The sequence below is a fragment of the Phenylobacterium sp. genome (assembly GCF_046291545.1).
In the GTDB taxonomy this organism is placed as follows: domain Bacteria; phylum Pseudomonadota; class Alphaproteobacteria; order Caulobacterales; family Caulobacteraceae; genus Phenylobacterium.
In genome coordinates, this window is the sequence record NZ_JBKBSM010000004.1 from 209,402 (window position 1) to 231,709 (window position 22,308).

Here is a 22,308-nt window from a genome sequence, read left to right on the forward strand (position 1 = left end):
CTACTCCGCCGCGATCTTGATCTGCCCGGACGCCAGAGCCTGGCATTCGGCCATCGTCACGCTCGCCCGCGCGACGGGGTTGGTCAGATAGAAGGCTTTGATCGGACTGAGGAACGGCGCCTCGGAGGTCGGCCCGGCCGCGCCCAGCGCCGCCAGGTCCAACCCCGCCCCGCCGCCGGCCGGCGCATAGTCGATCTGGCCGAAGGTCGGATGGTCCGCGAAGAGCTTCGCCCGAAGCTGGTCGAGCGTGTCATAGGGCAGCTTGGTCCCTACGCGCTCCGACAGCGCTCGCAGGACCGCCCAGTCCTCGCGCGCCTCGCCCTTCGGGAACACGGCGCGCTGGCCCATCTGGACCCGGCCCTCGGTGTTCACATAGAGCCCGTTCTTCTCTGTGTAGGCAGCGCCAGGCAGGATCACGTCGGCCTTGTGCGCCCCCGCGTCCCCGTGCGTGCCCAGGTAGACCACGAAGGCGTCCGAGGCCGTCGCGTCGATCTCGTCCGCCCCCAGCAGGAACAGCACGTCCAGGGCGCCCGGGGCGACCATTTCGCCAGCGCTCTTGCCGCCCTCGCCGGGGATGAAGCCCATGTCCAGGCCGCCGACCCGCGCGGCTGCGGTGTGCAGCACGTTCCAGGTGGCGCCGAACGCCTTGGCCGCGCCGGCCGCCGCCTTGAGCACGGCCGCCCCGTCCGGGCGCGCCAGGGCGCCCATGCCGACGATCACCGCCGGACGCTCGGCCGCCTTGAAGGCCTTGGCGAAGTCGCCGCGGGACTTGGCCAGCCCCTCCAGCGTCGCCGCGCCGCCGCCGAGATACTCGTAGGCGTAGGTCAGGTCGGCCTGCTCGCCGATGACGCCGACCTTCAGGGCGCCCGCCAGCCAGCGCTTGCGCAGGCGCGCGTTGAGCACCGGCGCCTCAAGGCGCGGATTGGTCCCGACGAGAAGGATCGCGTCGGCGTCCTCGATCCCGGCCAGGGTCGAGTTGAACAGCCAGCTCTCCCGAGGCCCGGCGCCGAGGACGAGCCCGTCCTGGCGGCAGTCGATGTTCCTGACGCCCAGGCCGCCGAAGAGGTCCAGCGCCGCCTTCATCGACTCTGCGTCCTGCAGGTCGCCGGCGATCACCCCGATCCGCTCGGGCGCAGCGGCCTTCAGCCTGGCGGCGACCGCGTCGAGGGCTTCGGCCCAGGTGGCCGCGCGCAGCTTTCCGCCTTCGCGCACGTACGGCCGGTCCAGGCGCTGACGCCCCAGGCCGTCGACGGCGTAGCGCGTCTTGTCGCTGATCCACTCTTCGTTGATGTCGTCGTTGATGCGCGGCAGCACGCGCAGCACCGCCGGCCCGCGGGAATCCACCCGGATCGCAGATCCCAGCGCGTCCATCACGTCGACGCTCTCGGTCTTCTTCAGCTCCCAGGGACGGGCGTTGAAGGCGTAGGGCTTGGACGTCAGCGCGCCGACCGGGCACAGGTCGATCACGTTGGCCGACAGCTCGCTCGTCACCGCAGCGCCGAGATAGGTCGTGATTTCAACGTCTTCGCCGCGAGAGATAAGACCGATCTCGGGCGCGCCGGCCACTTCGGTGATGAACCGAACGCACCGGGTGCACTGGATGCAGCGGGTCATGACCGTCTTGATCAGCGGACCCATGTACTTTTCTTCGACCGCGCGCTTGTTCTCCGCATAGCGGGAATCGTCGCGGCCATAGCCCATGGCCTGGTCCTGGAGGTCGCACTCGCCGCCCTGGTCGCAGATCGGGCAGTCCAGGGGATGGTTGATGAGCAGGAACTCCATCACCCCTTCGCGCGCCTTCTTCACCATCGGCGTGTTGGTGAAGATCTCCTGGCCGTCGGCGGCCGGCAGGGCGCAGGAGGCCTGCGGCTTCGGCGGCCCAGGCTTCACCTCGACCAGGCACATGCGGCAGTTGCCGGCGATGGACAGGCGCTCGTGGTAGCAGAACCGCGGGATCTCCTCCCCGGCCAGTTCCGCCACCTGCAGGACGTTCATGCCGGGCTCGAACTCGACCTCGACCCCGTTGACCTTGGCTTTCGGCATCCCGGTTACTCCGCCGCTTCCAGCTTGGCGCCCTGAACATGGGGCCGACCGGCACGGTACTGGGTGATGCGCTCCTCCACCTCGTGGCGGAAGTGGCGGAACAGGCCCTGGATCGGCCAGGCGGCCGCATCGCCCAGGCCGCAGATGGTGTGGCCCTCGACCTGGCTGGCGACGTCCAGCAGCAGGTCGATCTCGTGCATCTCGGCTTCGCCGGTGACCATCCGCTCCATCACCCGCCACATCCAGCCGGTGCCTTCGCGGCAGGGCGTGCACTGGCCGCAGCTCTCGTGCTTGTAGAAGTAGGAGAGCCTGGCGATCGCCTTCACGATGTCGGTGGACTGGTCCATCACGATCACCGCCGCCGTGCCCAGGCCCGACTTCAGCGCCGAGAGGCTGTCGAAGTCCATCAGGGCCGTCTCGGCCTCGTGCGCCGGGATCATCCGCACGGACGAGCCGCCCGGGATCACGGCCTTCAGGTTGCCCCAGCCGCCGCGCACGCCGCCGCAGTGATCCTCCAGGAGCTGCTTGAGCGGGATCGACATGGCCTCTTCGACCACGCACGGGCGGTTCACGTGGCCGGAGATGGCCATCAGCTTGACGCCAGTGTTGTTCGGCCGCCCAAAGCCGGCGAACCACTCGGCGCCCCGCCGCAGGATCGAGCCGACCACCGCGATGGACTCGACGTTGTTGATCGTCGTTGGGCAGCCGTAGATGCCCGCGCCCGCCGGGAACGGCGGCTTCAGCCGGGGCTGGCCCTTCTTGCCCTCCAGGCTTTCCATCAGGGCGGTCTCGTCGCCGCAGATGTAGGCCCCGCCGCCGTGGGTGACGTGCAGGTCGAAGTCCCAGCCGTGGACGTTGCCCTTGCCGATCAGCTTGGCCGCGTAGGCCTGGGCGATCGCCGCCTCCAGGCGCTCGCGCTCATGCACGTACTCGCCGCGGATGTAGATGTAGCAGGTGTGCGCCCGGATCGCGTAGCTGGCGATCAGGCAGCCCTCGATCAGCAGGTGCGGGTCGTTGCGCAGGATCTCGCGGTCCTTGCAGGTGCCCGGCTCGGACTCGTCGGCGTTGACGACCAGGTAGTGCGGCCGCTCGCTCTCCTGCTTGGGCATGAAGGTCCACTTCAGCCCGGTCGAGAAGCCGGCGCCGCCGCGCCCCCGCAGGCCCGACGCCTTGATCTGGTCGCAGATCCACTCGGGCGTCTGCTGCAGGATCTCCCGCGTCAGGTGCCAGGCGCCCCGCGCCTTGGCGCCCTCCAGACCGAAGTCGTGCAGGCCATAGAGGTTGGTGAAGATGCGGTCCTTGTCTTCAAGCACGCCGGTCACGCCGCGGGCTCCTTCTTGGGCTTCGGCGCGGCGTTCGGCAGCTTCTTGATCGCCTTGGAGCGCGAGCCGTCATAGAGCGAGGGGTCGCTGAGCGTCGCCGGCCCCCCTTCCGGCGCGGCGCCCTGGCGGCCGATGGCCGACCCCGGCTTCGGCGATTTGCCGGCGGCGAAGTCGTCGAGCAGCGCCTCGAAGCTCTCCGCCGTCAGATCCTCGTAGTAATAGTCGTTGATGGCTGCCATGGGCGCGTTGGAGCAGGCCCCCATGCACTCCACCTCCTGCCAGTAGAACTTGCCGTCGGCGCTCAGGTGGTCCTTCGGCCCGATCTTCTTCTTGCAGACGGACATCAGGTCGCCCGAGCCCCGCAGCATGCATGGGGTCGTGCCGCACACCTGCACCAGGGCCACCGAACCGACCGGCTCCAGCATGAACATGGTGTAGAAGGTGGCGACCTCCAGCACGCGGATCTGGGCCATGCCCAGCATCTCGGCCACCACGCGGATGGCCGGTTCGCTGACCCACCCCTCCTGCTTCTGGACGAGCCACAGCAAGGGGATGACGGCGGACTGCTGGCGGCCCTCGGGGAACTTGGCGATCCACCACATGGCCGTTTTCAGGCTCTCCGGTGAAAAGGCGAAGCTCTCCGGCTGGGTCGGCGAAAGGCGACGGACGCTCACGAGGCCCTCACTTCACGAAATCGACGCGGACGATCTTCCCGTCCGCGATGGTGTAGATCGGCGCGACCTCGAAGCTTTCGCCGCCGGGGGCGCGCGAGACCTTCTCGTGGTCGATCACGTTCGCACCCACGACGATCCGGTTCACCAGTTCGGCGCGATTGTGCGGGAAGTCGGCGAACAGCTTGGCGTGCCGCTCACGGATCGAGGCGAGGCCGCGATTCGTCACCTCGCCGTTGTAGCCGGCGAGCACGGCGTCCTCGGCGTAGCAGGCGCAGAAGGCGTCGAGGTCTTGCGAGTTGTAGGCCGCGAGCTGCGCCGCAACGATCTCCGCTGCGCCGCTCACCGGTCGATCTCCCCGAACACGATGTCCAGCGAGCCGAGGATGGCGGACACGTCGGCCAGCATGTGGCCGCGGTTCATCCAGTCCATCGCCATGAGGTGCGGATAGCCCGGCGCGCGGATCTTGCAGCGGTACGGCTTGTTGGTGCCGTCGGAGACCAGGTAGACGCCGAACTCGCCCTTGGGGGCCTCGACGCAGGCGTACACCTCGCCTTCGGGCGTGTGGAACCCTTCGGTGTAGAGCTTGAAGTGGTGGATGAGCGCCTCCATCGAGCGCTTCATGTCACCCCGGCGCGGCGGCGCGTACTTGTTGTCCTCGGTCAGCACCGGGCCCGGGGTCTTGCGCAGGCGCTCGCAGCACTGGCGGATGATCCGGGTGGACTGGCGCATCTCCTCCATGCGGCAGAGATAGCGGTCGTAGCAGTCGCCGTTGACGCCCAGCGGAATCTCGAACTCCAGGTCCGAATAGCACTCGTAGGGCTGGTTGCGCCGCAGGTCCCAGGCGATGCCGGAACCCCGAACCATCACGCCGGAGAAGCCCCAGGCGAAGGCCTGCTCCTTGGACACCACGCCGATGTCGACGTTGCGCTGCTTGAAGATCCGGTTGTCGGTGATCAGGCCTTCGATGTCGTCGCAGACCTTGGGGAAGTGCTCGGCCCAGGCGTCGATGTCCTCGATGAGCTGCGGCGGCAGGTCCTGGTGGACGCCTCCCGGACGGAAGTACTTGGCGTGGAGCCGAGCCCCCGAGGCGCGCTCGTAGAAGATCATCAGCTTCTCGCGCTCTTCGAAGCCCCACAGGGGCGGCGTGAGCGCGCCGACGTCCATCGCCTGGGTCGTCACGTTCAGGAGGTGGTTCAGGATCCGGCCGATCTCGGAATAGAGCACCCGGATCAGCTGTCCGCGGATCGGAACCTCCAGCCCCACCAGCTTCTCGATGGCCAGGCAGAAGGCGTGCTCCTGGTTCATCGGCGCCACGTAGTCGAGGCGGTCGAAGTAGCCGATGTTCTGGAGGTAGGTCCGGTACTCCATCAGCTTTTCGGTGCCGCGGTGGAGCAGACCGATGTGCGGGTCGACGCGCTCGACCACCTCGCCGTCCAGCTCCAGCACCAGGCGCAGCACGCCGTGGGCCGCGGGGTGCTGCGGGCCGAAATTGATGTTGAACTTGCGGACCTTGGTCTCGCCGCTGGCGACCTCCTGGGCGTGGCCGGCGGTGACGTCGGTGGATTCCCCCGACGTGAAATTGGCGGCGTTGTCGTCCATCACTTGGTCTCCGCCTTCTCGTCGCCGGGCAGCACGTAGTCGGCGCCTTCCCAAGGCGAGAGGAAGTCCCAGTTGCGGAACTCGACCGCCTTCACAGGCTCGTAGACCACGCGCTTGAGCTCGTCGTCGTAGCGCAGCTCGACATAGCCCGTCATCGGGAAGTCCTTGCGCAGCGGGTGGCCGTGGAAGCCGTAGTCGGTGAGGATCCGACGTAGGTCCGGGTGCCCCGAGAAGAACACCCCGTACATGTCGAAGACCTCGCGCTCGTACCAGTCGGCGCAGGGGAACACCCCGGTGACGCTCGGCACGGCCGCGTCCTCGTCCACCGCCAGCTTCACCCGCACGCGCAGGTTCCGGGGCATGGACAGCAGGTGGTAGACCACGTCGAAGCGATGGCGGCGCTCCGGATAGTCCACGCCGGTCAGGTCGATGAGCTGGGTGAACTTCAGGTCCGCGGCGTCGCGCAGCCAGGTCAGGGCCTCGACCACGTGGTCGGCGGTGGTGATCAGCGTCAGCTCTTCGAAGGCCACGTGGTGGCCGAGGAACCCATGCCCGTCGGCGACGATCTTCTGGCCCAGGGCGTCGAAGTCCACGTCGGGGGTGAACCAGTGGCTCATCGTTCGATCGTCCCCGTGCGGCGGATCTTCTTCTGCAGTTGCAGCACGCCGTAGACCAGGGCCTCGGCGGTGGGCGGGCAACCGGGCACGTAGATGTCGACCGGCACGATCCGGTCGCAGCCGCGCACCACGGAATAGCTGAAGTAGTAGTAGCCGCCGCCGTTGGCGCAGGAGCCCATCGAGATCACGTACCGCGGGTCCGGCATCTGGTCGTAGACCTTTCGCAGGGCCGGGGCCATCTTGTTGCACAGGGTGCCGGCGACGATCATCACGTCCGACTGGCGCGGGCTGGCGCGCGGCGCGAAGCCATAGCGCTCGAGGTCGTAGCGCGGCATCGACGCCTGCATCATCTCCACAGCGCAGCAGGCCAGGCCGAAGGTCATCCACATCAGCGAGCCGGTGCGGGCCCAGGTGATGAGGTCGTCGGCGGCGGCGGTGATGAAGCCCTTGTCCGCGAGCTGGTCGGTGACGCCGTCGAAGAACGGATCATGGACCTTGGGATCGTAGCCCTCGACGCTGGAGCGGGCGGCCGAGCCGGCCGGAACGATCACTCCCATTCCAGGGCTCCCTTCTTCCATTCGTAGATGAAGCCGACGGTGAGCACGCCCAGGAACGTCATCATCGACCAGAAGGCGAACTGCGACACCTCGGCCGGCAGCTTCATCAGCGCAACAGCCCAGGGGAACAGGAACGCGACCTCGAGGTCGAAGATGATGAACAGGATCGAGACTAGATAGAACCGGACGTCGAACTTCATGCGGGCGTCGTCGAAGGCGTTGAAGCCGCATTCGTAGGACGACAGCTTTTCGGGGTCGGGCGCCTTGGGAGCCAGGACGGCGGCCGCCAGGACGAAAGCCAGCCCCAGAGCCCCCGCGATCCCAAGGAAGATCACGATCGGCAGGTACTGCAGGAGAAACGCGTTCATGGAGTCCTCGAAGGAGTCGCGCGCCCTTCTAGACCAGCAATGCGCGGGGTTCAAACACCCCGGACAATGATGCGAAGCGCTCGCAAATACTTCCGCTGCGCCGCCCCGTCCGCAGAACGATGATCGGAAAGCCGGCGCCGCGGCGCCGCGGGATTCGGCGGCGCCGAACGGCCTTCATCGGCGGGGCGAACCCCTCTAGTCTCGTTCCGAGGGGGAGTTGCGATTGACCCGAAAAACCGCCGTGCACCGGGCTCTGGATGCGATCGAGCGCCTGGGGGATCGGCTGCCCGATCCGGTGTTCATCTTCTTCTGGATCATCGGCGCCCTGGTGGCGGCCAGCATGATCTGCGCCTGGGCCGGGGTCAGCGCGATCAATCCCGTGAACGGCGAGGTGCTGCAGGCCAAGAGCCTGGTTGCGCCCGACAACGTGCGCACGCTGCTGGTGGAGATGCCGAAGACGCTGACCGGCTTCGCTCCGCTCGGCTATGTGCTGCTGATCATGCTGGGCGCCGGCGTGGCCGAGCGGACCGGCCTTCTGTCGGCGGCGATCCGGGTGATGATGCGGGCGAGCCCGCCCCGCCTCGTCACCCCGATGGTGATCCTCCTGGGCCTGCTTTCCAACCATGCGGCCGATTCCGGCTTCGTCATCCTCCTGCCCCTGGCCGGCGCCGCCTTCGCCGCCGTGGGCCGGCACCCCATCGCCGGCATCGCTGCGGCCTTCGCCGGCGTGGTGGGCAGTTTCGCCGGCAATCCCCTCCCCGGCCAGTTCGACGCCCTGATCCTGGGGCTCAGCGAGCCGGCGGCGCGGCTGATCGACGCGGACTGGACTGCGAACCTCGCCGGCGACTGGTGGTTCACCGCCGCCGGGGCTGTGGTCTTCGTTCCCGTCGCCTGGTGGGTGACCGTGCGCATCGTCGAACCGCGCCTGGGACCGTGGGAGCCGGCGGGCGGCCTGCCCGCCCACGACGCGCCCCTCCTGCCCGAAGAGCGGCGCGGCCTGGTCTGGGCCGGCCTGGCCGCCCTGACGGTAGTGGCGCTGTGGGCGGCGCTCACGCTTGCCCCCGGCGCGCCGCTGGTCGACCACGAGGCCGAGGGCCCGGCGCGCTGGACGCCGTTCTTCCGCTCCCTGGTGGCGGGCTTCTTCGTGCTCTTCCTGGCCGGGGGCGTCGCCTACGGCCGGGCCAACGGCACGATCCGCAGCGACCGCGACGTCGTGCGCCTGGCGTCCGAGTCGATGGCGGCGATGGCGCCCTATATCGTGCTGGCGTTCGCCGCGGCCCACTTCATAGCCATGTTCACCTGGTCGAACCTCGGCGTGATCCTGGCGATCCACGGTGCGGACGCCCTGCGCGCCTCCGGCCTTCCTATCCCGGTGCTGATGATGGCCATCGTTCTGCTGACGGCGGGGCTCGACATGCTGATCGGCTCGGCGTCGGCCAAGTGGGCGGCCCTGGCGCCGGTGCTCGTCCCGATGCTGATGCTGGTGGGGGTCAGTCCGGAAATGACGACCGCTGCGTACCGCATGGGCGATTCCACGGTGAACATGGCCTCGCCGCTGATGCCATACTTCGGCCTGGTGCTGGGGTTCTGCCAGCGCTGGCGGCCCGGCTTCGGCGTCGGCGGCCTGATCAGCGCCATGCTGCCGTACTCGGCGGCGATGATGGCCGCAGGCATGCTCATGACCGGCGCCTGGGCGATGCTCGAGCTGCCGACCGGACCCGGCGCGCCTGTGCATTATTCGCACCCGGGCGAACTGGCCGGTTGACACGATTCCGGTGCGAACCTATCAAGCGCGCCTCGCGTTGCGCGAGACCCACGCGGGTGTAGCTCAGTTGGTTAGAGCGCCGGCCTGTCACGCCGGAGGTCGCGGGTTCGAGCCCCGTCACTCGCGCCATTTTCCCAGTCTTCCGAAATACCCGCCCCGGTCGCGCAGGAACCCTTCTCTAGCGCCCGGACGTTGCACCCCTGTCGCCGGCGCCGGACACTGGCGCGGCTGTCTGGAGGTGCATGTGACGGGAATGAGCTTTCGAAGACTGGCCGCGTCCGCGGCGATGGCGGCCATCGCCCTCGCCGGATGCCAGACCACCTCGACTGGGACCGGCGCGACGGCTCCCTCGACGTCATCGTCGCAGCTGGTCGATCCCAAGGACGATTTCGGCGACGCGATGATGCAGCCCTTCACGGACTTCAACATCACCCGCGACCCGATTCCTCCGCAGCTCGAGGCGGCGGCACGCCGCCCGTACGCGCCGCCGGCGGACCTGTCATGCCCGGCCCTGGCCGCAGACATCAGGCGCCTCGACAGCGCGCTCGGCCCGGATCTCGACGCGGCTGACGGCGACGAGGGCGACGATGCGGCGGTGAACGACATGGTGACCGGCGCGCTCCGCAGCCTGACGACGGGCTGGATTCCCTTCCGCGGCGTCATACGGAAGATGACCGGCGCCGAGGCGCACGAGGAAAAGGCCCGCGAGGCGATTCTCTCGGGCGCCGTGCGTCGCGCCTATCTGAAGGGACTGGGCGAGCGCGGCGAGTGCGCCTCCCCCGCCGCCCCACGCAGGGCCAATCCGGCCGCGGGCTAAGACCTCAGCGTGCGGCCCGCACCGTCACGCCGTCGCGCACCTTGTCGGACGGGAAGACCACCACGACGTCCCCGGGGGCGAGCCCCTCCAGCACCTCGGCGTCCCGATCAGTGATGGCGCCGACCGAGATGCGGCGCAGGCGGGCCTTGCCGCCCTCGACCCGGAACACCGCCCAGCCGCCGTCCGCCCGGGCGAGCGCGCCGAGCGGGGCCTTCACCGCGTCCGGCGCCTGGCGCAGAAACACGCGGCCCCACACGCGATAGCCCGGCGCCAGTTGCGCCCACTTCGCCGGCGGATCGGTGAACTGCAGCAGCACCAGGACCCGCTGCTCCTCGACGCCGAGGGCCGAGACCTTGGTGAAGCCCAGCGGCTCGACCCGGCGCACCTGGGCCGTCAGGGTCCCCGGCCCGCCCCAGTCGTAGATCTCTGCGGCCATGCCTTCGCGGATGCGCACCGCGTCCTGCGACAGGAACTCGATCGCCGCCTCCAGTCCGCCGGCGTCGGCGATCTCCAGCAACGGCTCGCCCATCGCGACGGTCCGCTCGCTGGGCTCGATGATCCGGGTCACATAGCCGGAGACGGGCGCCAGCACCTCCACCGTCGTCCCGCCCCGCGCCTCCGGCCCGGTCAGGGCGGCGCGCGCGGCCGCCAGCTCGGCTCGCCGCAGGGCCACGTCGGCCCGCGCCGCCTCGCTTGCGGCGCGCGCGGTGCGCGCCGAGGTCTCCGCCGCCTCCAGCGCCTGCGCGGAGGCGAAGCCGCGCTCGGTCAGCGCCTGCAGGCGCCGAAGATCGGATTCGGCCCGCCGCAGCTCGGCGCCGGTCTGCTCGGCGTAGGCGCGGGACGCCTCGACCGCTGCGGCGGCGGCCGACACCGCGGCCTCGGCCTGGCCCCGGGTGCGGGGATCCTGCAGGTCGGCCGGCAGGGGCTCGATGCGGGCCACGAGCGTCCGCCCCGCAACCATCCGATCCCCCACATGATGCTCGATGCGCGCGAGGCGGCCGGACACGGGCGCCGACACCAGATAGGCCTCGCGCACCCGCGCCTTGCCCTGGTCCTCCACCCGCTCGGCGATGGGGCCGCGTCCGATCCGCGCCACCTCGACCGTCACCGGCCGGGGCAGAAAGAGCCACGCCAGCGCTGCGACCGCCAGGACGCCCGCTCCGCCGAAAACCAGCCAACGCCTGCGACGCCCTGCCATGTCTACTCCCTCGTCTTCAGTACGGACACGAGATCGAGGCCCCAGACCCGCCGTCCGACCGCCGCCCCGGCCGCGGCCACGGCGAGCGCGTAGGCGGTCAGCGAAATGCCGTAGCTGCGCGCCGTTATCACCAGAGGGATCCGTAGCTCCTCGCGCGAATAGGCCAGGGTGAATCCATGGGCGAGCGCCTGGCCGCCCAGCAGACCCAGCGGGATAGCGACGACGGCGAGGAACGCGAGCTCCCCCAGAAGGATGTAGGCGCACTCCGACTGGCCGAAGCCGAGCACCCGCAGGGTCGCCAGGTCGCGTCCGCGTTCGGACAAGGCGATCCGCGCGGTGTTGTAGGCCACGCCGAAGGCGATCGCCGAAGCGAAGCCCACATAGAAGGTGATCATCACCCGGAACGCTTCGGTCATCACCTGTCGCCAGCTGGCGACAGTGTCGTCGCGCGAGGAGGCGCCGATGATCCGCGGAACGGCTTCCAGCGCCCGGTAGAACGCCGCCCGCTGGTCCGGCGCCACGAGCAACTGGGCTCCGCTGACGACGTCGCCGTCGGCCATGACGCGGTTGAGCTCAGCCCTATCCATGTAGATCGCAAAGCCGCTGAAGTCCTGGGCCAGGGCCGTGACCGGCAGGTCCACGGCCGGGGCACGCCCGTCGACTATCTCCACCCGCACCATCTGGCCGGGGGCGACGCCCAGGCGCTCGCCCAGCGCCTGACTGAGGATCACGCTGCGCCCGAGCAAGGGCAGCGGCCTCCCCGCGCCGTCGAGGGGCCGGCTCAACTGGGCCCGCGGCTCCAGTCCCGTGACCGATGTCCGCTCCTGGCGGCCGTTGGCCTTGATCACCGCGCCGACGACGCGAACCGGCTCGGCGGCGAACACGCCGGGCAGGCGGAGCGCCTCGCGCACGGCGTAGGCTTCACGGATCTCGCCGAAGCCAATGGAGTCGCTCCAGCGCTGCACCTGGTAGTAGGCCTGCTCGATCACGCGGTCGATGCTGCCGAACAGGAACTGCGTGCCCACCAGCATCGAGAGGCTGGCCGCGAGGCCCGCCGCCGTCAGCCCCGCTCGCACCGGAAAGCGCTCGATGTTGCGCACGATCATCCGGCTCGATTGGTCGACCGTTCCGCCAGGCGCCAGGCGGTCCAGCACGCCCCTCCTGTAGGCCGCCGGCCGCGGCGGCTGCATGGCCACCGCCGGCGACAGGGCCGCCGCACGGCGCGCCGCCTGCAGCGAACCTGCACAGGCGGCGGCCACCGAGGCCAGGGACGCCGCCGCAAAGGCGGTCCAATGAAATGAGGCGACCAGCGTCGGGAAGCGGAAGTAGGCGCGGTACTGCTCAATGATCGCCGCTCCCAGAGCCGCGCCCGCCAGGCCGCCGCCCGCCACGCCGACGAGGCCGATCGCCAGGGCGAACTTCAGATAGGGCGCCGACACCTCGGCGTCGCCGTAGCCGAAGGCCTTGAGCAGGCCGATTTGCTCGCGCTCGACGTCCACCAGCCGCGCCACCACCATGTGCACGAGCGCGGCGGCGACCGCCAGGAAGACGGGCGGAAGGATGGAGGCCGAGGTCGACAGCTCCTTGAACTCGGCCTCCAGGAACCGGTGCGACACCTGGTCCTCGCGGGTGTAGGCCGACCGGCCGCCGTAGGGCTTCAGGAGACGGTCCATCGCTTGGATCGCGGCGGGCGCCGAGGCCCCGGCCGCAAGCTGCAGCGCGGCCTCGTTGAAGGCGCCGCTCATGCCGGAGGCGAGCTCCACCGTCGCGCGCGGCGCCCAGAGGACGGCCTGGTGCGCGTCATCCGGCATGAACGATTCCGGACTCGGGACATAGATGTGCTCGGCCGAGAGCACTGCGCCCACCACGGTGAAGGTGAAGGCGCGGCCGCCGATGACGGCCTTGAGTTTCGAGCCTGGCTCGATGTCCGCGGCGTCCAGGAACGTCTTGAGCGCCACCACCTCGTCCCGGCGGCCGGGGTGCGGCAGGCGTCCCTGCACCAGGCGCACGCGGTTGAGGGCGAGCGTGTCCTCGGCCGGCAGGGAGATGAGCCGCACGGTCGCCGGACGCACCAGCCCCTCGGCCTGCAGCAGGCCCGACTCGACCAGGCGCACGTCCACCCCGGCCACGCCGTCTATGGCCGCCAACTCCCTGGCCAGGGAGAGCGGCGCCCGCTTGGCCTCGGCGAACACGTCGGCGAAGCGGGTCTGGGCGTAGAACAGCGCCTGGGCTTCGCGCAGGGCGCGCTGGGCCGAGAACGCCATGACCGACACCGACACCCCGCAGGCGATCAGGAGGGCGATCGCCGCCACCTGCCATTTCAGCCGCCACAGGTCGCGCAGCAGCTTGCGGTCGAGCGAGCGCATCACCAGCGCATTTCCCGAGGCGCCAGCCGCGCGGCGTTGGCGCTGAGCTCGGTGATGTGACCGTCGCGAAAACGGATGACCCGGTCGCCGATCAGGGCGATGTCGGTGTTGTGCGACACGATCATGGTCGTCGCGCCGACGTCGTCGGCCACCTTGACGATGGCCTCGAGCACCTGGATTCCGCTCTCAGAGTCCAGCGACCCGGTCGGCTCGTCGCACAGCAGCACCTTCGGTCGCTTGGCGATTGCGCGCGCCACCGCCACCCGCTGCTGCTGTCCCCCGGAAAGCTGGGCCGGAAAGTGGTCCATCCGGTCGGCCAGGCCCACCATGGCCAGGGCGTCTTCGGGCGCCATGGGGTCGCGGGAGACCTCCGTGATCAGCATCACGTTCTCCCGCGCCGTCAGGCTCGGCACGAGGTTGAAGAACTGGAAGATGAAGCCCACCGCCGCGCGACGGTAGGCGGTGAGGCCGCGCTCGGTTTCCGCGGTCAGCTCGCGCCCCTCGAAACGGACCGAGCCGGCGCTGGCGCGGTCGAGCCCGCCCAGAATGTTCAGCAGGGTCGACTTGCCCGAACCGGAAGGCCCGAGCAGAACCAGGATCTCGCCCTTGCGGATGTCCAGATCGAGGCCGCGCAGGGCGTGCACCTGGCCCGCGCTGGTCTCATAGACCTTGGTCAGCCCTCGGATCGCGAAGGCGGGCTGCGGATCCGCGGGCGCCGATGATGAACTGGCCTCTGCGCCCACGGCGATCGACCGCTATCCGCCCCTGGCCGGGCGCCTGGGGGGCTCCGAGGGCGCGGGCGGCGCGTGCAGGCGCCGAACGGTCAGCTCGTCTACCTCCAGGCGCCTGACCCTGAGCCGTCCGATCGCCATCCGGCCCACCGCAAGCCTTCCGATGGCCAGCGCCCCAAGGGCGATGGCCCCGATCGCCAGAGCCCCCAGCGCGCCGGCCCCCGCAGCGGCGACCGGCGCGGCCGCCGGCCTGAGGGAGATCGGCGCCCCCGCCCCGCCTGCGGCGGCGCCGGTCTTGTCATCGTGGTGAGTCATCCGGACCTCCATGCCGCGCGCTCCCGCCGCGGCTTCAGGTTGACCGGAGAAAGCTCCGGCCGGCTTTGACCCGGGTCAAGGCCGGCGGCCGTCAGCCGACCAGTTCGGCCTTTCGCTGGAACTCGAAGTCGTTCGGATTCGGAGCGAGGGTGGCGCGCCAGTAGTCGACGAGGGCGAACGGCCAGTTCTGGGTGACCCGGCCGCTCTCGTTCTTGTACCAGCTCGTCACCTGCGGCGCGCCCCAGGCCATCAGCTTGTTGCCCGCATCCACCCTGGCGTTGAAGGCGTCGTGAACGGCCTGCTTCGGCTCCAGGGCCGCCGCCCCCGTCTCCGCCAGCAGCTTCAGGCAGCCGACGATGTAGCGGACGCTGCATTCGGAGAAGAAGATGATCGAGCCGTTGACGACGATGTTGGTGTTCGGGCCGTAGATCATGAAGAAGTTCGGGAAGCCCGGCGTGGTCATGCCCAGATAGGCCCGCGGCTCGCCGGCCCACGTTTCGTGCAGGTCCTTGCCGCCGCGGCCCTTGATCTTCATCGGCCAAAGGAAGCGGCTGGCGTGGAAGCCGGTCCCGTAGATGATCACGTCGACCTCGTGCAGCACGCCGTCGGCGGTGCGCACGCCCTTCGGGGTGATCTCGGTGATGGCGGAGGTCGTCAGCTCGACGTTGTCGCGCTTCAGGGCCTTGATCCACACGCCGTTGTCGAACAGGGCGCGCTTGCCCCCCAGCGGATAGGACGGGACGATCTTCTCCACCAGGTCCGGCCGGTCCTGCGCCTGCGCCGCCAGGGCCGCGGCAAGCATTTCGCGGAACATGGCGTTCTCGGCGCTCACCGCCGTCGGCGGGCCGGACCAGTCCGGATCGGCCTTGACCGCGGGCAGGAAGCCGTCGGTCGCCATCCAGAACAGGTAGAACCGATACCACTTGTCGTACATCGGCGCGTGCTCGAGCAGCCACTTCATCCCCTCGGGGACGTACTCGTGATAGTGCTCGGCCGGGAACGCCCAGGGCGGCGTGCGCTGGAAGACCGTCAGGTGCGCCACCTTCGGCGCGATCTCAGGCACGAACTGGAAGGCGCTGGCGCCGGTGCCGATCACGGCCACCCGCTTGCCGGCCAGGTCCACGTCGTGACGCCATTCGGCCGAGTGGAAGGCGACGCCTTCGAAACTTTCCCGCCCCTTGATGTCGGGGATTCGCGGGCGGTTGAGCTGCCCCACGGCCGTGACCACGGCGTTGGCCTCGACCGTCTCCTCGCGGCCGTCCTTGCCGCGCAGGAGCACCTTCCAGACGGCGGCCGCCTCGTCCCAGGCCATCTCGACCACGGTGGTCTCGAAGCGGATGTGCTTGCGCAGGCCGTAGCGCTCGGCCACGCCGCGGAAATAGTCCAGCAGCACAGGCTGGGTGGAGAAGTGCTGCGGCCACATGTGGTTGGGCTCGAAGGAATAGGAGTACATGTGGTTCGAGCTGTCGACCCGACATCCGGGATAGGTGTTCTCGAACCAGGTGCCGCCCACGTCGGCGTTCTTCTCGACGATCTCGAAGGGCGTGCCGGCCTGTGAAAGGCGGATGCCGGTCAGCAGGCCGCTCATGCCCGCCCCGACGACCAGCACCTTCATCCGGCGCGCGGCCTCCTTCAGCCGCGGCGCGTCGAACTGTGGATCCTTCGTGCTCTGGCCGGTGATCGCCAGCTCATCCATGAGGAAGTCGCTGTAACCCTCTGGAATGTCGGAGCCTGTCACGAAGTTGATCATCCGCCGCACGAGCTCGGGCGGCAGGTCCGCCCTGGGCTTGACCTCGCCCCTCTGGAAGGCGCTCAACAGGTCCTTCGCCGCGGCGCGGATCTTCGCCTGCTCCTCGGCCGACACCCCGATCTCGTTGCGGTCCAGGGGGTTGTACTGCGGCCGCCACTCGGGGCGCAGGAATCGGTCGTCCCCGGTGAGATGGACGAGAGACATGACGAGCGCCGGAAGATGCGCCGCCTCTAGCGCCTCGTCGAGCGTGGCCTGGACCTGGGTCATCGGGTTTCCTGCCTCAGTTATCGTTGTTCTGCGGGCAGGATACGCAACTTGCCGCTGGGGACGGAAGCCTCCCCTGCACACATTGCCGCGCGGTTCCCCGGCGTCAGGCGGCCGCGATCCCCTGGGCCGCGCGAATCTGCGCCCACACCTCCGGCGGCAGGTGCAGGCCCGAGGCCGCGGCGTTGGATTGCAGATGGGCCAGGCGCGTGGTCCCGGTGACCGCGCAGGAGACGCCGGGATGGGCCAGCACATAGGCCAGGGCCGCCTGGGCGCCCGTCATCCCCGGCGTGTGCTCCAGAAACCCGAAGCAGGCGCCGCGGGCGATGTCGGACCTGTGGTTCTTCAGGGCGCGCAGGGCGTACCAGACGTCCTGCGGGCCTCGGATCTTCATCGCCTTGCGGCCGGGGTGCCCCATGCCCAGCGCCATGCCGGCCAGCACGCCCTTCCCTGCCGCGGCGGCTCGCTGGATCAGCGGCTCGCGCTCCGGCCGCATGACGTTGAAGTCGACCATGACCACGTCGAACAGGGGCAAGGCGAGCACCGCCTCGATGACGGCGGGATCGAAACTGTTCACCCCGAAGGCGCGCACCAGCCCCCGCGTGCGCAGGCGCTCCAGGGCCTCGATCAGCTCGTCGGTCAGTTCGGCCTGCGCCGGTCCGTGAAGCTGCAGCAGGGGCAGATGGTCGATCCCGAGCCTGCGCACGCTCGCCTCGGCGCTCTGCGTGACGGCGGCGGGCGTGAAGTCGCGGGCCATCCGCCCGCCGCCGGCGTGGCGCGTGCCGGCCTTCGTGGCGATCACCAGGTCTTGGAGCGACCGCCCCTTGAGCGCGCGGCCCAGGCGGGGCTCGGCCTCGCCCCGCGAATAGCCGGCGCCGGTGTCGAAGAAGGTGATCCCGGCGTCTAGGGCCGCATGGACAAGTCCAAGGGCCTGGCGTTCGGGGAAGCGCCGCAGCCCCCAGTAGCTGGCGGCGCCGAAACCGATCTCCGAGACGGTGAGCCCGGTGGCGCCGAGCGGCCTGTAGAGCATGCGCCTCGTCCGGGCTGGACGTTCGATCGAACGGTGGTGGGCGGCGAGGGGTTCGAACCCCCGACCCCCTGGGTGTAAACCAGGTGCTCTGACCAGCTGAGCTAGCCGCCCGTCGTCGCGTATTTAGACCAGATCGGCGTTTCGCCAACGCCTCATGAAAAAGGGCGGCCGCGCATCCGCAGCCGCCCCATCCAAATCGCTGTGTCGCTAGCTCGGAAGGTCTTAGCCGTTCAGCGCGCTCTTCAGCCCTTCGCCGACGCGGAACCGCGCCGTGGAGGACGCCGGGCGCTTCACGGTCTCGCCCGTGCGCGGGTTGCGGGCCGTGCCCGCCGCGCGCTTCACCGGCACGAAGCTGCCGAAACCGACGAGCCGGACTTCCTGCCCCGATTTGAGGGACTCCGTGACGGAATCGATGAACGCTTCCAGAGCATCCTTCGCCTGCGCCTTGTTGAGGCCCGCCTTGTCGGCGATCGCCGTCACGAGTTCGGCCTTGGTCATTTGTTGTATCTCCAGCCCATTTTGGCAAATGGCGTCGCGCGCCCCCCATAGGCGACGCTGCTTCGCTTCGCGCGATTATGCGGGCTTCGCGGTTCGCGTCAAACGACAGCGGCGCGGGAATGCCCCGCGCCGCTGATTTTTAACGTGGAAGGCGCCCAATTTAGTGCGTGACGACGGACTCCACGCCGTCGTCGTCCGCCGCCACTGGTCCGGAGGCGTCCGATTCCGACCACTCGATCGGCTCGGGCGTCCGCGTGAGCGCGCGGGCGATCACCTCGTCCATGGTCGAGACCGGGACGATCTGCAGAGCCGACTTCACGTTGTCCGGGATGTCGGCCAGATCCTTCTCGTTCTCCTGCGGGATCAGCACGGTCTTGACGCCGGAGCGCAGCGCCGCCAGCAGCTTCTCCTTCAGGCCGCCGATGGCGGTCACCCGTCCGCGCAGGGTCACCTCGCCGGTCATGGCGATCTCCTTGCGGACCGGAATGCCCGTCAGCACCGAGACGATCGCCGTGGCCATGGCCGCCCCTGCGGAGGGGCCGTCCTTGGGCGTCGCGCCGTCCGGCACGTGGATGTGCACGTCCGTCCGCTCGAACACCGGCGGCTCGATGCCGAACTTCGTGGCCCGCGAGCGCACGAAGCTGTTCGCCGCCGAGATCGACTCCTTCATCACGTCCTTCAGGTTCCCCGTGATGGACATGCGGCCCTTGCCCGGCATCTTGACCGCCTCGATGGTGAGGATGTCGCCGCCGAACTCGGTCCAGGCCAGGCCGGTGATGATGCCCACCTGGTCCTCGGCGTCGGTCTCGCCGTAGCGGAACCGCCGCACGCCGGCGTACTTGGCCAGGCGCTCGTCGTCGATGGTGATCGACTTGAGGTTCTCCCGGGCCAGGTCCCGCACCGTCTTGCGCGCCAGATTGCCCAGCTCGCGCTCAAGCGAGCGCACGCCAGCCTCCCGCGTGTAGTAGCGGATCAGGTCGCGGATCGCCTGGTCGGGAACGATGAACTCGTCCGGCTTCAGGCCGTGGTCCTTGGCCAGCTTGGGCAGCACGTGCCGCTTGGCGATCTCGACCTTCTCGTCCTCGGTGTAGCCGGGGATGCGGATGATCTCCATGCGGTCCAGCAGCGGCTGGGCCATGTTCAGGCTGTTGGCCGTGGTGACGAACATCACCTGCGACAGGTCGTAGTCGACCTCCAGATAGTGGTCGGCGAAGGTCCCGTTCTGCGCCGGGTCCAGCACCTCCAGGAGCGCCGAGGACGGATCGCCGCGCCAGTCCGATCCCATCTTGTCGATCTCGTCCAGCAGGAAGAAGGCGTTGGTGGTCTTCGCCTTCTTCATCGACTGGATGATCTTGCCGGGCATGGAGCCGATGTAGGTGCGCCGGTGGCCGCGGATCTCGGCCTCGTCACGCACCCCGCCCAGGGACACCCGCACGAACTCGCGGCCTGTGGCCTTGGCGATCGAGCGGCCGAGGGAGGTCTTGCCGACGCCGGGCGGGCCGACGAGGCACAGGATGGGGCCCTTCAGCGAACCGGTCCGGGCCTGGACGGCCAGGTACTCCAGGATGCGCTCCTTCACCTTCTCCAGGCCGTAGTGATCCTCTTCCAGGATCGCCTCGGCCTTGGCCAGGTCGATGGGCTTCTGGCGCGCCTTGCCCCACGGGATCGACAGCAGCCAGTCTAGGTAGTTGCGCACCACCGTGGATTCGGCCGACATCGGGCTCATGTTGCGCAGCTTCTTCAGCTCGGCTTCCGCCTTGCTGCGCGCTTCCTTGGACAGCTTGGTCTTCTTGATCCGCTTCTCGAGCTCGATCAGTTCGTCGCGCGCGTCGTCCTGCTCGCCCAGCTCGCGCTGGATCGCCTTCATCTGCTCGTTCAGGTAGTACTCGCGCTGCGTCTTCTCCATCTGGCGCTTCACGCGCGAACGGATCTTCTTCTCCGTCTGCATGACGCTGATCTCGCCCTCCATCAGGGCGTAGACCTTCTCCAGGCGCTTCACGACGTTGAAGATCTCGAGCAGGTTCTGCTTCTCGCTGATCTTCACCGACAGGTGCGAGGCGATGCGGTCGGCCAGCTCGCCGGGATTGTCCACCTGCGGCATGGCGGCCAGCGCTTCCGGCGGCACCTTCTTGTTGAGCTTCACGTAGTTTTCGAACTGCTCGACCACCGCGCGCGACAGCGCCTCGGCTTCCGCAGACGCGCCGGCGTCCTCGGAAATGAAGGCGATCTCCGCCTCGTAGTAGTCCTCGCGGTCGGTGAAGCGCGACACCGCGGCGCGCGCCTTGCCTTCCACGAGCACCTTCACGGTGCCGTCGGGCAGCTTCAGCAGTTGCAGGACGGTGGCCACGACGCCGACGCCGTAGATGGCCTCGGGCGCCGGATCATCGTCGTCCTTGTCCTTCTGGGTGGCGAGGAGAATCTCCTTGCCCTCGTTGCGCATCGCTTCTTCAAGCGCGCGCACCGATTTGTCGCGACCGACGAACAGCGGAACCGGCTGATGCGGGAACACCACGATGTCGCGCAAGGGCAGGATCGGAAGGGTCTTGATCTCGGACATGATGCTTCAAACTCCTGACCGGCCTCATTGGGGAGGCGAGGCTCGGCCGCAGGAACGCCGTCACTCAAACGATGCGCCTGAGTCGCGCGTCCCGTCCGCCGGACTTCGGCGGATCCGTTGGTCATTTATGTGGACGTTTCGACCCCGCATTCAAGCTGGGCCGGAGCACCGGGCGGTGGATTGGGCCTCGGCGCGGCCTCCGGTCGCATGCGAAAAGGGCCCCCAGGCGCAAGCCTGGAGGCCCCGATCGTCGACTGTCGGGCGGCTTTAGGCCGCGCCGCCCTTGTCGCGGCGTTCGGCGTAGATGATCAGCGGCTGGGCGCGGCCATCGACGACCTCGGCGTTGACCACCACTTCCTCGACCCCGTCGTAGGTCGGCAGCTCGTACATGGTGTCGAGCAGGATGCCTTCCAGGATGGAGCGCAGGCCGCGCGCACCGGTCTTGCGGGCGATGGCCTTGCGGGCCACGGCGCGCAGGGCGTCGTCGGTGAAGGTCAGCCCCACGTTCTCCATGTCGAACAGGCGCTGGTACTGCTTGACGAAGGCGTTCTTCGGCTCGGTGAGGATCTTCACCAGCGCCGTTTCGTCCAGGTCGTCCAGGGTCGCGATCACCGGCAGGCGGCCGATGAATTCGGGGATCAGGCCGAAGCGCAGCAGGTCGTCCGGCTCCACCTGGCGGAACACCTCGCCCGTGCGGCGCTCGTCCGGATCGGCCACCTTCGCGCCGAAGCCGATCGAGGTGCCCTGCCCCCGCGCGGAGATGATCTTCTCAAGGCCGGCGAAGGCGCCGCCGCAGATGAACAGGATGTTGGTCGTGTCGACCTGCAGGAACTCCTGCTGCGGATGCTTGCGCCCGCCCTGCGGCGGCACGGAGGCGACAGTGCCCTCCATGATCTTCAGCAGCGCCTGCTGCACGCCCTCGCCCGACACGTCGCGGGTGATCGAGGGGTTGTCGGACTTGCGGCTGATCTTGTCGACTTCGTCGATGTAGACGATGCCGCGCTGCGCACGCTCGACGTTGTAGTCGGCGGCCTGCAGCAGCTTCAGGATGATGTTCTCGACGTCCTCGCCGACATAGCCGGCCTCGGTCAGGGTCGTGGCGTCGGCCACGGTGAAGGGCACGTCGATGATTCGGGCCAGGGTCTGCGCCAGCAGCGTCTTGCCGGTGCCGGTCGGGCCGATCAGCAGGATGTTGGCCTTGCCCAGTTCGACGTCGTTGTTCTTCGTCGCGTGGTTCAGCCGCTTGTAGTGGTTGTGGACCGCAACCGAGAGCACCTTCTTCGCATGGTCCTGGCCGATCACGTAATCGTCGAGGACTTCGCGGATCTCCTTGGGAGTCGGCACGCCGTCCTTGGACTTCACGAAGGAGATCTTGTGCTCCTCGCGGATGATGTCCATGCACAGCTCGACGCACTCGTCGCAGATGAACACCGTCGGGCCGGCGATGAGCTTGCGGACTTCATGCTGGCTCTTGCCGCAGAAGGAGCAATACAGCGTGCTCTTGGAATCCCCGCTCGCGGCCTTGGTCATGATCTATTTCTCACTCTGTGGACGCCGCCGGTCCGATCCGACGCAGGTCCGCCCCCGAGGCGTTCCCGAACATATCAATGCAGGATACGCGCCGCAGGTTGTCTAATCCTTGACATTCCCCGATCCGCGCCACGATCACAACCCTTGGATCGCTCAATCGATGCGTGATCGTGACACGCCCGCACCGCAGGCTTGTTCGAGATATAGATGGTGTCGCCCCGATACGGCACAAGATTGCGTCCCCGGATTGGGTCGTGCGATCCACAGCCCGCTGTCAGGGGTGAGCGGGCGGGGCCGCGGGGATCGC

Annotated in this window: 19 protein-coding genes and 2 tRNA genes; 3 read left to right on the forward strand and 18 right to left on the reverse strand. The window is 68.8% G+C overall.

The features are described 5' to 3' along the window. From nuoG to ACK4YQ_RS12165, 8 genes are read right to left on the reverse strand one after another with little or no spacing between them, the layout of a single operon-like run. Entirely contained in the window at positions 1-2,043 is a 2,043-nt protein-coding gene (gene nuoG / locus ACK4YQ_RS12130; RefSeq protein WP_409611668.1) for an NADH-quinone oxidoreductase subunit NuoG, read from the reverse strand. A gap of 5 nt (positions 2,044-2,048) precedes the next feature. After that, complete coding sequence (gene nuoF / locus ACK4YQ_RS12135) at positions 2,049-3,365, reverse strand: NADH-quinone oxidoreductase subunit NuoF (protein ID WP_409611669.1); 1,317 nt, start codon at positions 3,363-3,365, stop codon at positions 2,049-2,051. Next, positions 3,362-4,039: an NADH-quinone oxidoreductase subunit NuoE gene (gene nuoE, locus ACK4YQ_RS12140; RefSeq protein ID WP_409611670.1), complete on the reverse strand. Its 678-nt coding sequence runs from the start codon at positions 4,037-4,039 to the stop codon at positions 3,362-3,364. Before nuoE ends, nuoF begins: the two co-directional genes overlap by 4 nt. A gap of 7 nt (positions 4,040-4,046) precedes the next feature. Next, the gene (locus ACK4YQ_RS12145) at positions 4,047-4,382 is read right to left on the reverse strand and encodes a nuclear transport factor 2 family protein (RefSeq protein ID WP_409611671.1); all 336 of its coding nucleotides are present in this window, start codon (positions 4,380-4,382) and stop codon (positions 4,047-4,049) included. Then, positions 4,379-5,638, reverse strand: a complete 1,260-nt coding sequence (locus ACK4YQ_RS12150; RefSeq protein ID WP_409611672.1) for an NADH-quinone oxidoreductase subunit D — start codon at positions 5,636-5,638, stop codon at positions 4,379-4,381. The genes ACK4YQ_RS12145 and ACK4YQ_RS12150 overlap by 4 nt, the downstream gene beginning before the upstream one ends. Then, a complete protein-coding gene (locus ACK4YQ_RS12155; protein WP_409611673.1) occupies positions 5,638-6,255 on the reverse strand; it encodes an NADH-quinone oxidoreductase subunit C in 618 nt (205 codons plus the stop codon). The genes ACK4YQ_RS12150 and ACK4YQ_RS12155 overlap by 1 nt, the downstream gene beginning before the upstream one ends. Continuing rightward, complete coding sequence (locus ACK4YQ_RS12160) at positions 6,252-6,833, reverse strand: NuoB/complex I 20 kDa subunit family protein (RefSeq protein ID WP_409611674.1); 582 nt, start codon at positions 6,831-6,833, stop codon at positions 6,252-6,254. The genes ACK4YQ_RS12155 and ACK4YQ_RS12160 overlap by 4 nt, the downstream gene beginning before the upstream one ends. Further along, the gene (locus ACK4YQ_RS12165) at positions 6,803-7,180 is read right to left on the reverse strand and encodes an NADH-quinone oxidoreductase subunit A (RefSeq protein ID WP_409611675.1); all 378 of its coding nucleotides are present in this window, start codon (positions 7,178-7,180) and stop codon (positions 6,803-6,805) included. Before ACK4YQ_RS12165 ends, ACK4YQ_RS12160 begins: the two co-directional genes overlap by 31 nt. 223 nt (positions 7,181-7,403) lie before the next feature. On the opposite strand from ACK4YQ_RS12165, the gene ACK4YQ_RS12170 reads away from it, so the two are divergent. From ACK4YQ_RS12170 to ACK4YQ_RS12180, 3 genes are all read left to right on the forward strand, one after another. Beyond that, positions 7,404-8,945: an AbgT family transporter gene (locus tag ACK4YQ_RS12170; protein ID WP_409611676.1), complete on the forward strand. Its 1,542-nt coding sequence runs from the start codon at positions 7,404-7,406 to the stop codon at positions 8,943-8,945. A 52-nt stretch (positions 8,946-8,997) separates the two neighbouring features. Next, positions 8,998-9,074, forward strand: a tRNA-Asp gene (locus ACK4YQ_RS12175). Positions 9,075-9,231: 157 nt separating this feature from the next. After that, a complete protein-coding gene (locus ACK4YQ_RS12180) occupies positions 9,232-9,762 on the forward strand; it encodes a hypothetical protein (protein ID WP_409611677.1) in 531 nt (176 codons plus the stop codon). 4 nt (positions 9,763-9,766) lie between these two features. On the opposite strand, the gene ACK4YQ_RS12185 is transcribed toward ACK4YQ_RS12180, so the two are convergent. From ACK4YQ_RS12185 to clpX, 10 genes are all read right to left on the reverse strand, one after another. Next, complete coding sequence (locus tag ACK4YQ_RS12185; protein WP_409611678.1) at positions 9,767-10,960, reverse strand: efflux RND transporter periplasmic adaptor subunit; 1,194 nt, start codon at positions 10,958-10,960, stop codon at positions 9,767-9,769. Between the two features lie 2 nt (positions 10,961-10,962). Next, the gene (locus ACK4YQ_RS12190; protein ID WP_409611679.1) at positions 10,963-13,326 is read right to left on the reverse strand and encodes an FtsX-like permease family protein; all 2,364 of its coding nucleotides are present in this window, start codon (positions 13,324-13,326) and stop codon (positions 10,963-10,965) included. Continuing rightward, positions 13,326-14,069 (reverse strand): ABC transporter ATP-binding protein, encoded by a 744-nt coding sequence (locus ACK4YQ_RS12195; RefSeq protein ID WP_409611680.1) that lies wholly within the window; start codon positions 14,067-14,069, stop codon positions 13,326-13,328. Before ACK4YQ_RS12195 ends, ACK4YQ_RS12190 begins: the two co-directional genes overlap by 1 nt. A 12-nt stretch (positions 14,070-14,081) precedes the next feature. After that, positions 14,082-14,372: a hypothetical protein gene (locus tag ACK4YQ_RS12200; protein WP_409611681.1), complete on the reverse strand. Its 291-nt coding sequence runs from the start codon at positions 14,370-14,372 to the stop codon at positions 14,082-14,084. A gap of 91 nt (positions 14,373-14,463) precedes the next feature. Then, positions 14,464-16,389, reverse strand: coding sequence for an NAD(P)-binding domain-containing protein (locus tag ACK4YQ_RS12205; protein ID WP_409611682.1), 1,926 nt, complete (start codon positions 16,387-16,389; stop codon positions 14,464-14,466). 103 nt (positions 16,390-16,492) lie between these two features. Further along, on the reverse strand, positions 16,493-17,416 hold the full coding sequence (locus ACK4YQ_RS12210) for an aldo/keto reductase (protein WP_409611683.1): 924 nt from the start codon (positions 17,414-17,416) through the stop codon (positions 16,493-16,495). A gap of 34 nt (positions 17,417-17,450) precedes the next feature. Beyond that, positions 17,451-17,527: transfer RNA gene (locus tag ACK4YQ_RS12215), tRNA-Val, on the reverse strand. Between the two features lie 111 nt (positions 17,528-17,638). Further along, positions 17,639-17,914, reverse strand: a complete 276-nt coding sequence (locus ACK4YQ_RS12220; RefSeq protein WP_409611684.1) for an HU family DNA-binding protein — start codon at positions 17,912-17,914, stop codon at positions 17,639-17,641. Between the two features lie 160 nt (positions 17,915-18,074). After that, entirely contained in the window at positions 18,075-20,471 is a 2,397-nt protein-coding gene (gene lon / locus ACK4YQ_RS12225) for an endopeptidase La (RefSeq protein ID WP_409611685.1), read from the reverse strand. 267 nt (positions 20,472-20,738) lie between these two features. Beyond that, positions 20,739-22,001, reverse strand: a complete 1,263-nt coding sequence (gene clpX / locus ACK4YQ_RS12230; protein ID WP_409611686.1) for an ATP-dependent Clp protease ATP-binding subunit ClpX — start codon at positions 21,999-22,001, stop codon at positions 20,739-20,741. Positions 22,002-22,308 lie beyond the last annotated feature (307 nt).

Bases quoted from the DNA above. Each gene is read 5' to 3' on its own strand.
- nuoG (WP_409611668.1), bottom strand. From the start codon at position 2,043: ATGCCGAAAGCCAAGGTCAACGGGGTCGAGGTCGAGTTCGAGCCCGGC.
- ACK4YQ_RS12165 (WP_409611675.1), bottom strand. From the start codon at position 7,180: ATGAACGCGTTTCTCCTGCAGTACCTGCCGATCGTGATCTTCCTTGGG.
- ACK4YQ_RS12205 (WP_409611682.1), bottom strand. From the start codon at position 16,389: ATGACCCAGGTCCAGGCCACGCTCGACGAGGCGCTAGAGGCGGCGCAT.
- ACK4YQ_RS12185 (WP_409611678.1), bottom strand. From the start codon at position 10,960: ATGGCAGGGCGTCGCAGGCGTTGGCTGGTTTTCGGCGGAGCGGGCGTC.
- ACK4YQ_RS12180 (WP_409611677.1), top strand. From the start codon at position 9,232: ATGGCGGCCATCGCCCTCGCCGGATGCCAGACCACCTCGACTGGGACC.
- ACK4YQ_RS12220 (WP_409611684.1), bottom strand. From the start codon at position 17,914: ATGACCAAGGCCGAACTCGTGACGGCGATCGCCGACAAGGCGGGCCTC.
- ACK4YQ_RS12150 (WP_409611672.1), bottom strand. From the start codon at position 5,638: ATGGACGACAACGCCGCCAATTTCACGTCGGGGGAATCCACCGACGTC.
- ACK4YQ_RS12155 (WP_409611673.1), bottom strand. From the start codon at position 6,255: ATGAGCCACTGGTTCACCCCCGACGTGGACTTCGACGCCCTGGGCCAG.
- ACK4YQ_RS12200 (WP_409611681.1), bottom strand. From the start codon at position 14,372: ATGACTCACCACGATGACAAGACCGGCGCCGCCGCAGGCGGGGCGGGG.
- ACK4YQ_RS12210 (WP_409611683.1), bottom strand. From the start codon at position 17,416: ATGCTCTACAGGCCGCTCGGCGCCACCGGGCTCACCGTCTCGGAGATC.
- clpX (WP_409611686.1), bottom strand. From the start codon at position 22,001: ATGACCAAGGCCGCGAGCGGGGATTCCAAGAGCACGCTGTATTGCTCC.
- ACK4YQ_RS12190 (WP_409611679.1), bottom strand. From the start codon at position 13,326: ATGCGCTCGCTCGACCGCAAGCTGCTGCGCGACCTGTGGCGGCTGAAA.
- lon (WP_409611685.1), bottom strand. From the start codon at position 20,471: ATGTCCGAGATCAAGACCCTTCCGATCCTGCCCTTGCGCGACATCGTG.
- ACK4YQ_RS12160 (WP_409611674.1), bottom strand. From the start codon at position 6,833: ATGGAAGAAGGGAGCCCTGGAATGGGAGTGATCGTTCCGGCCGGCTCG.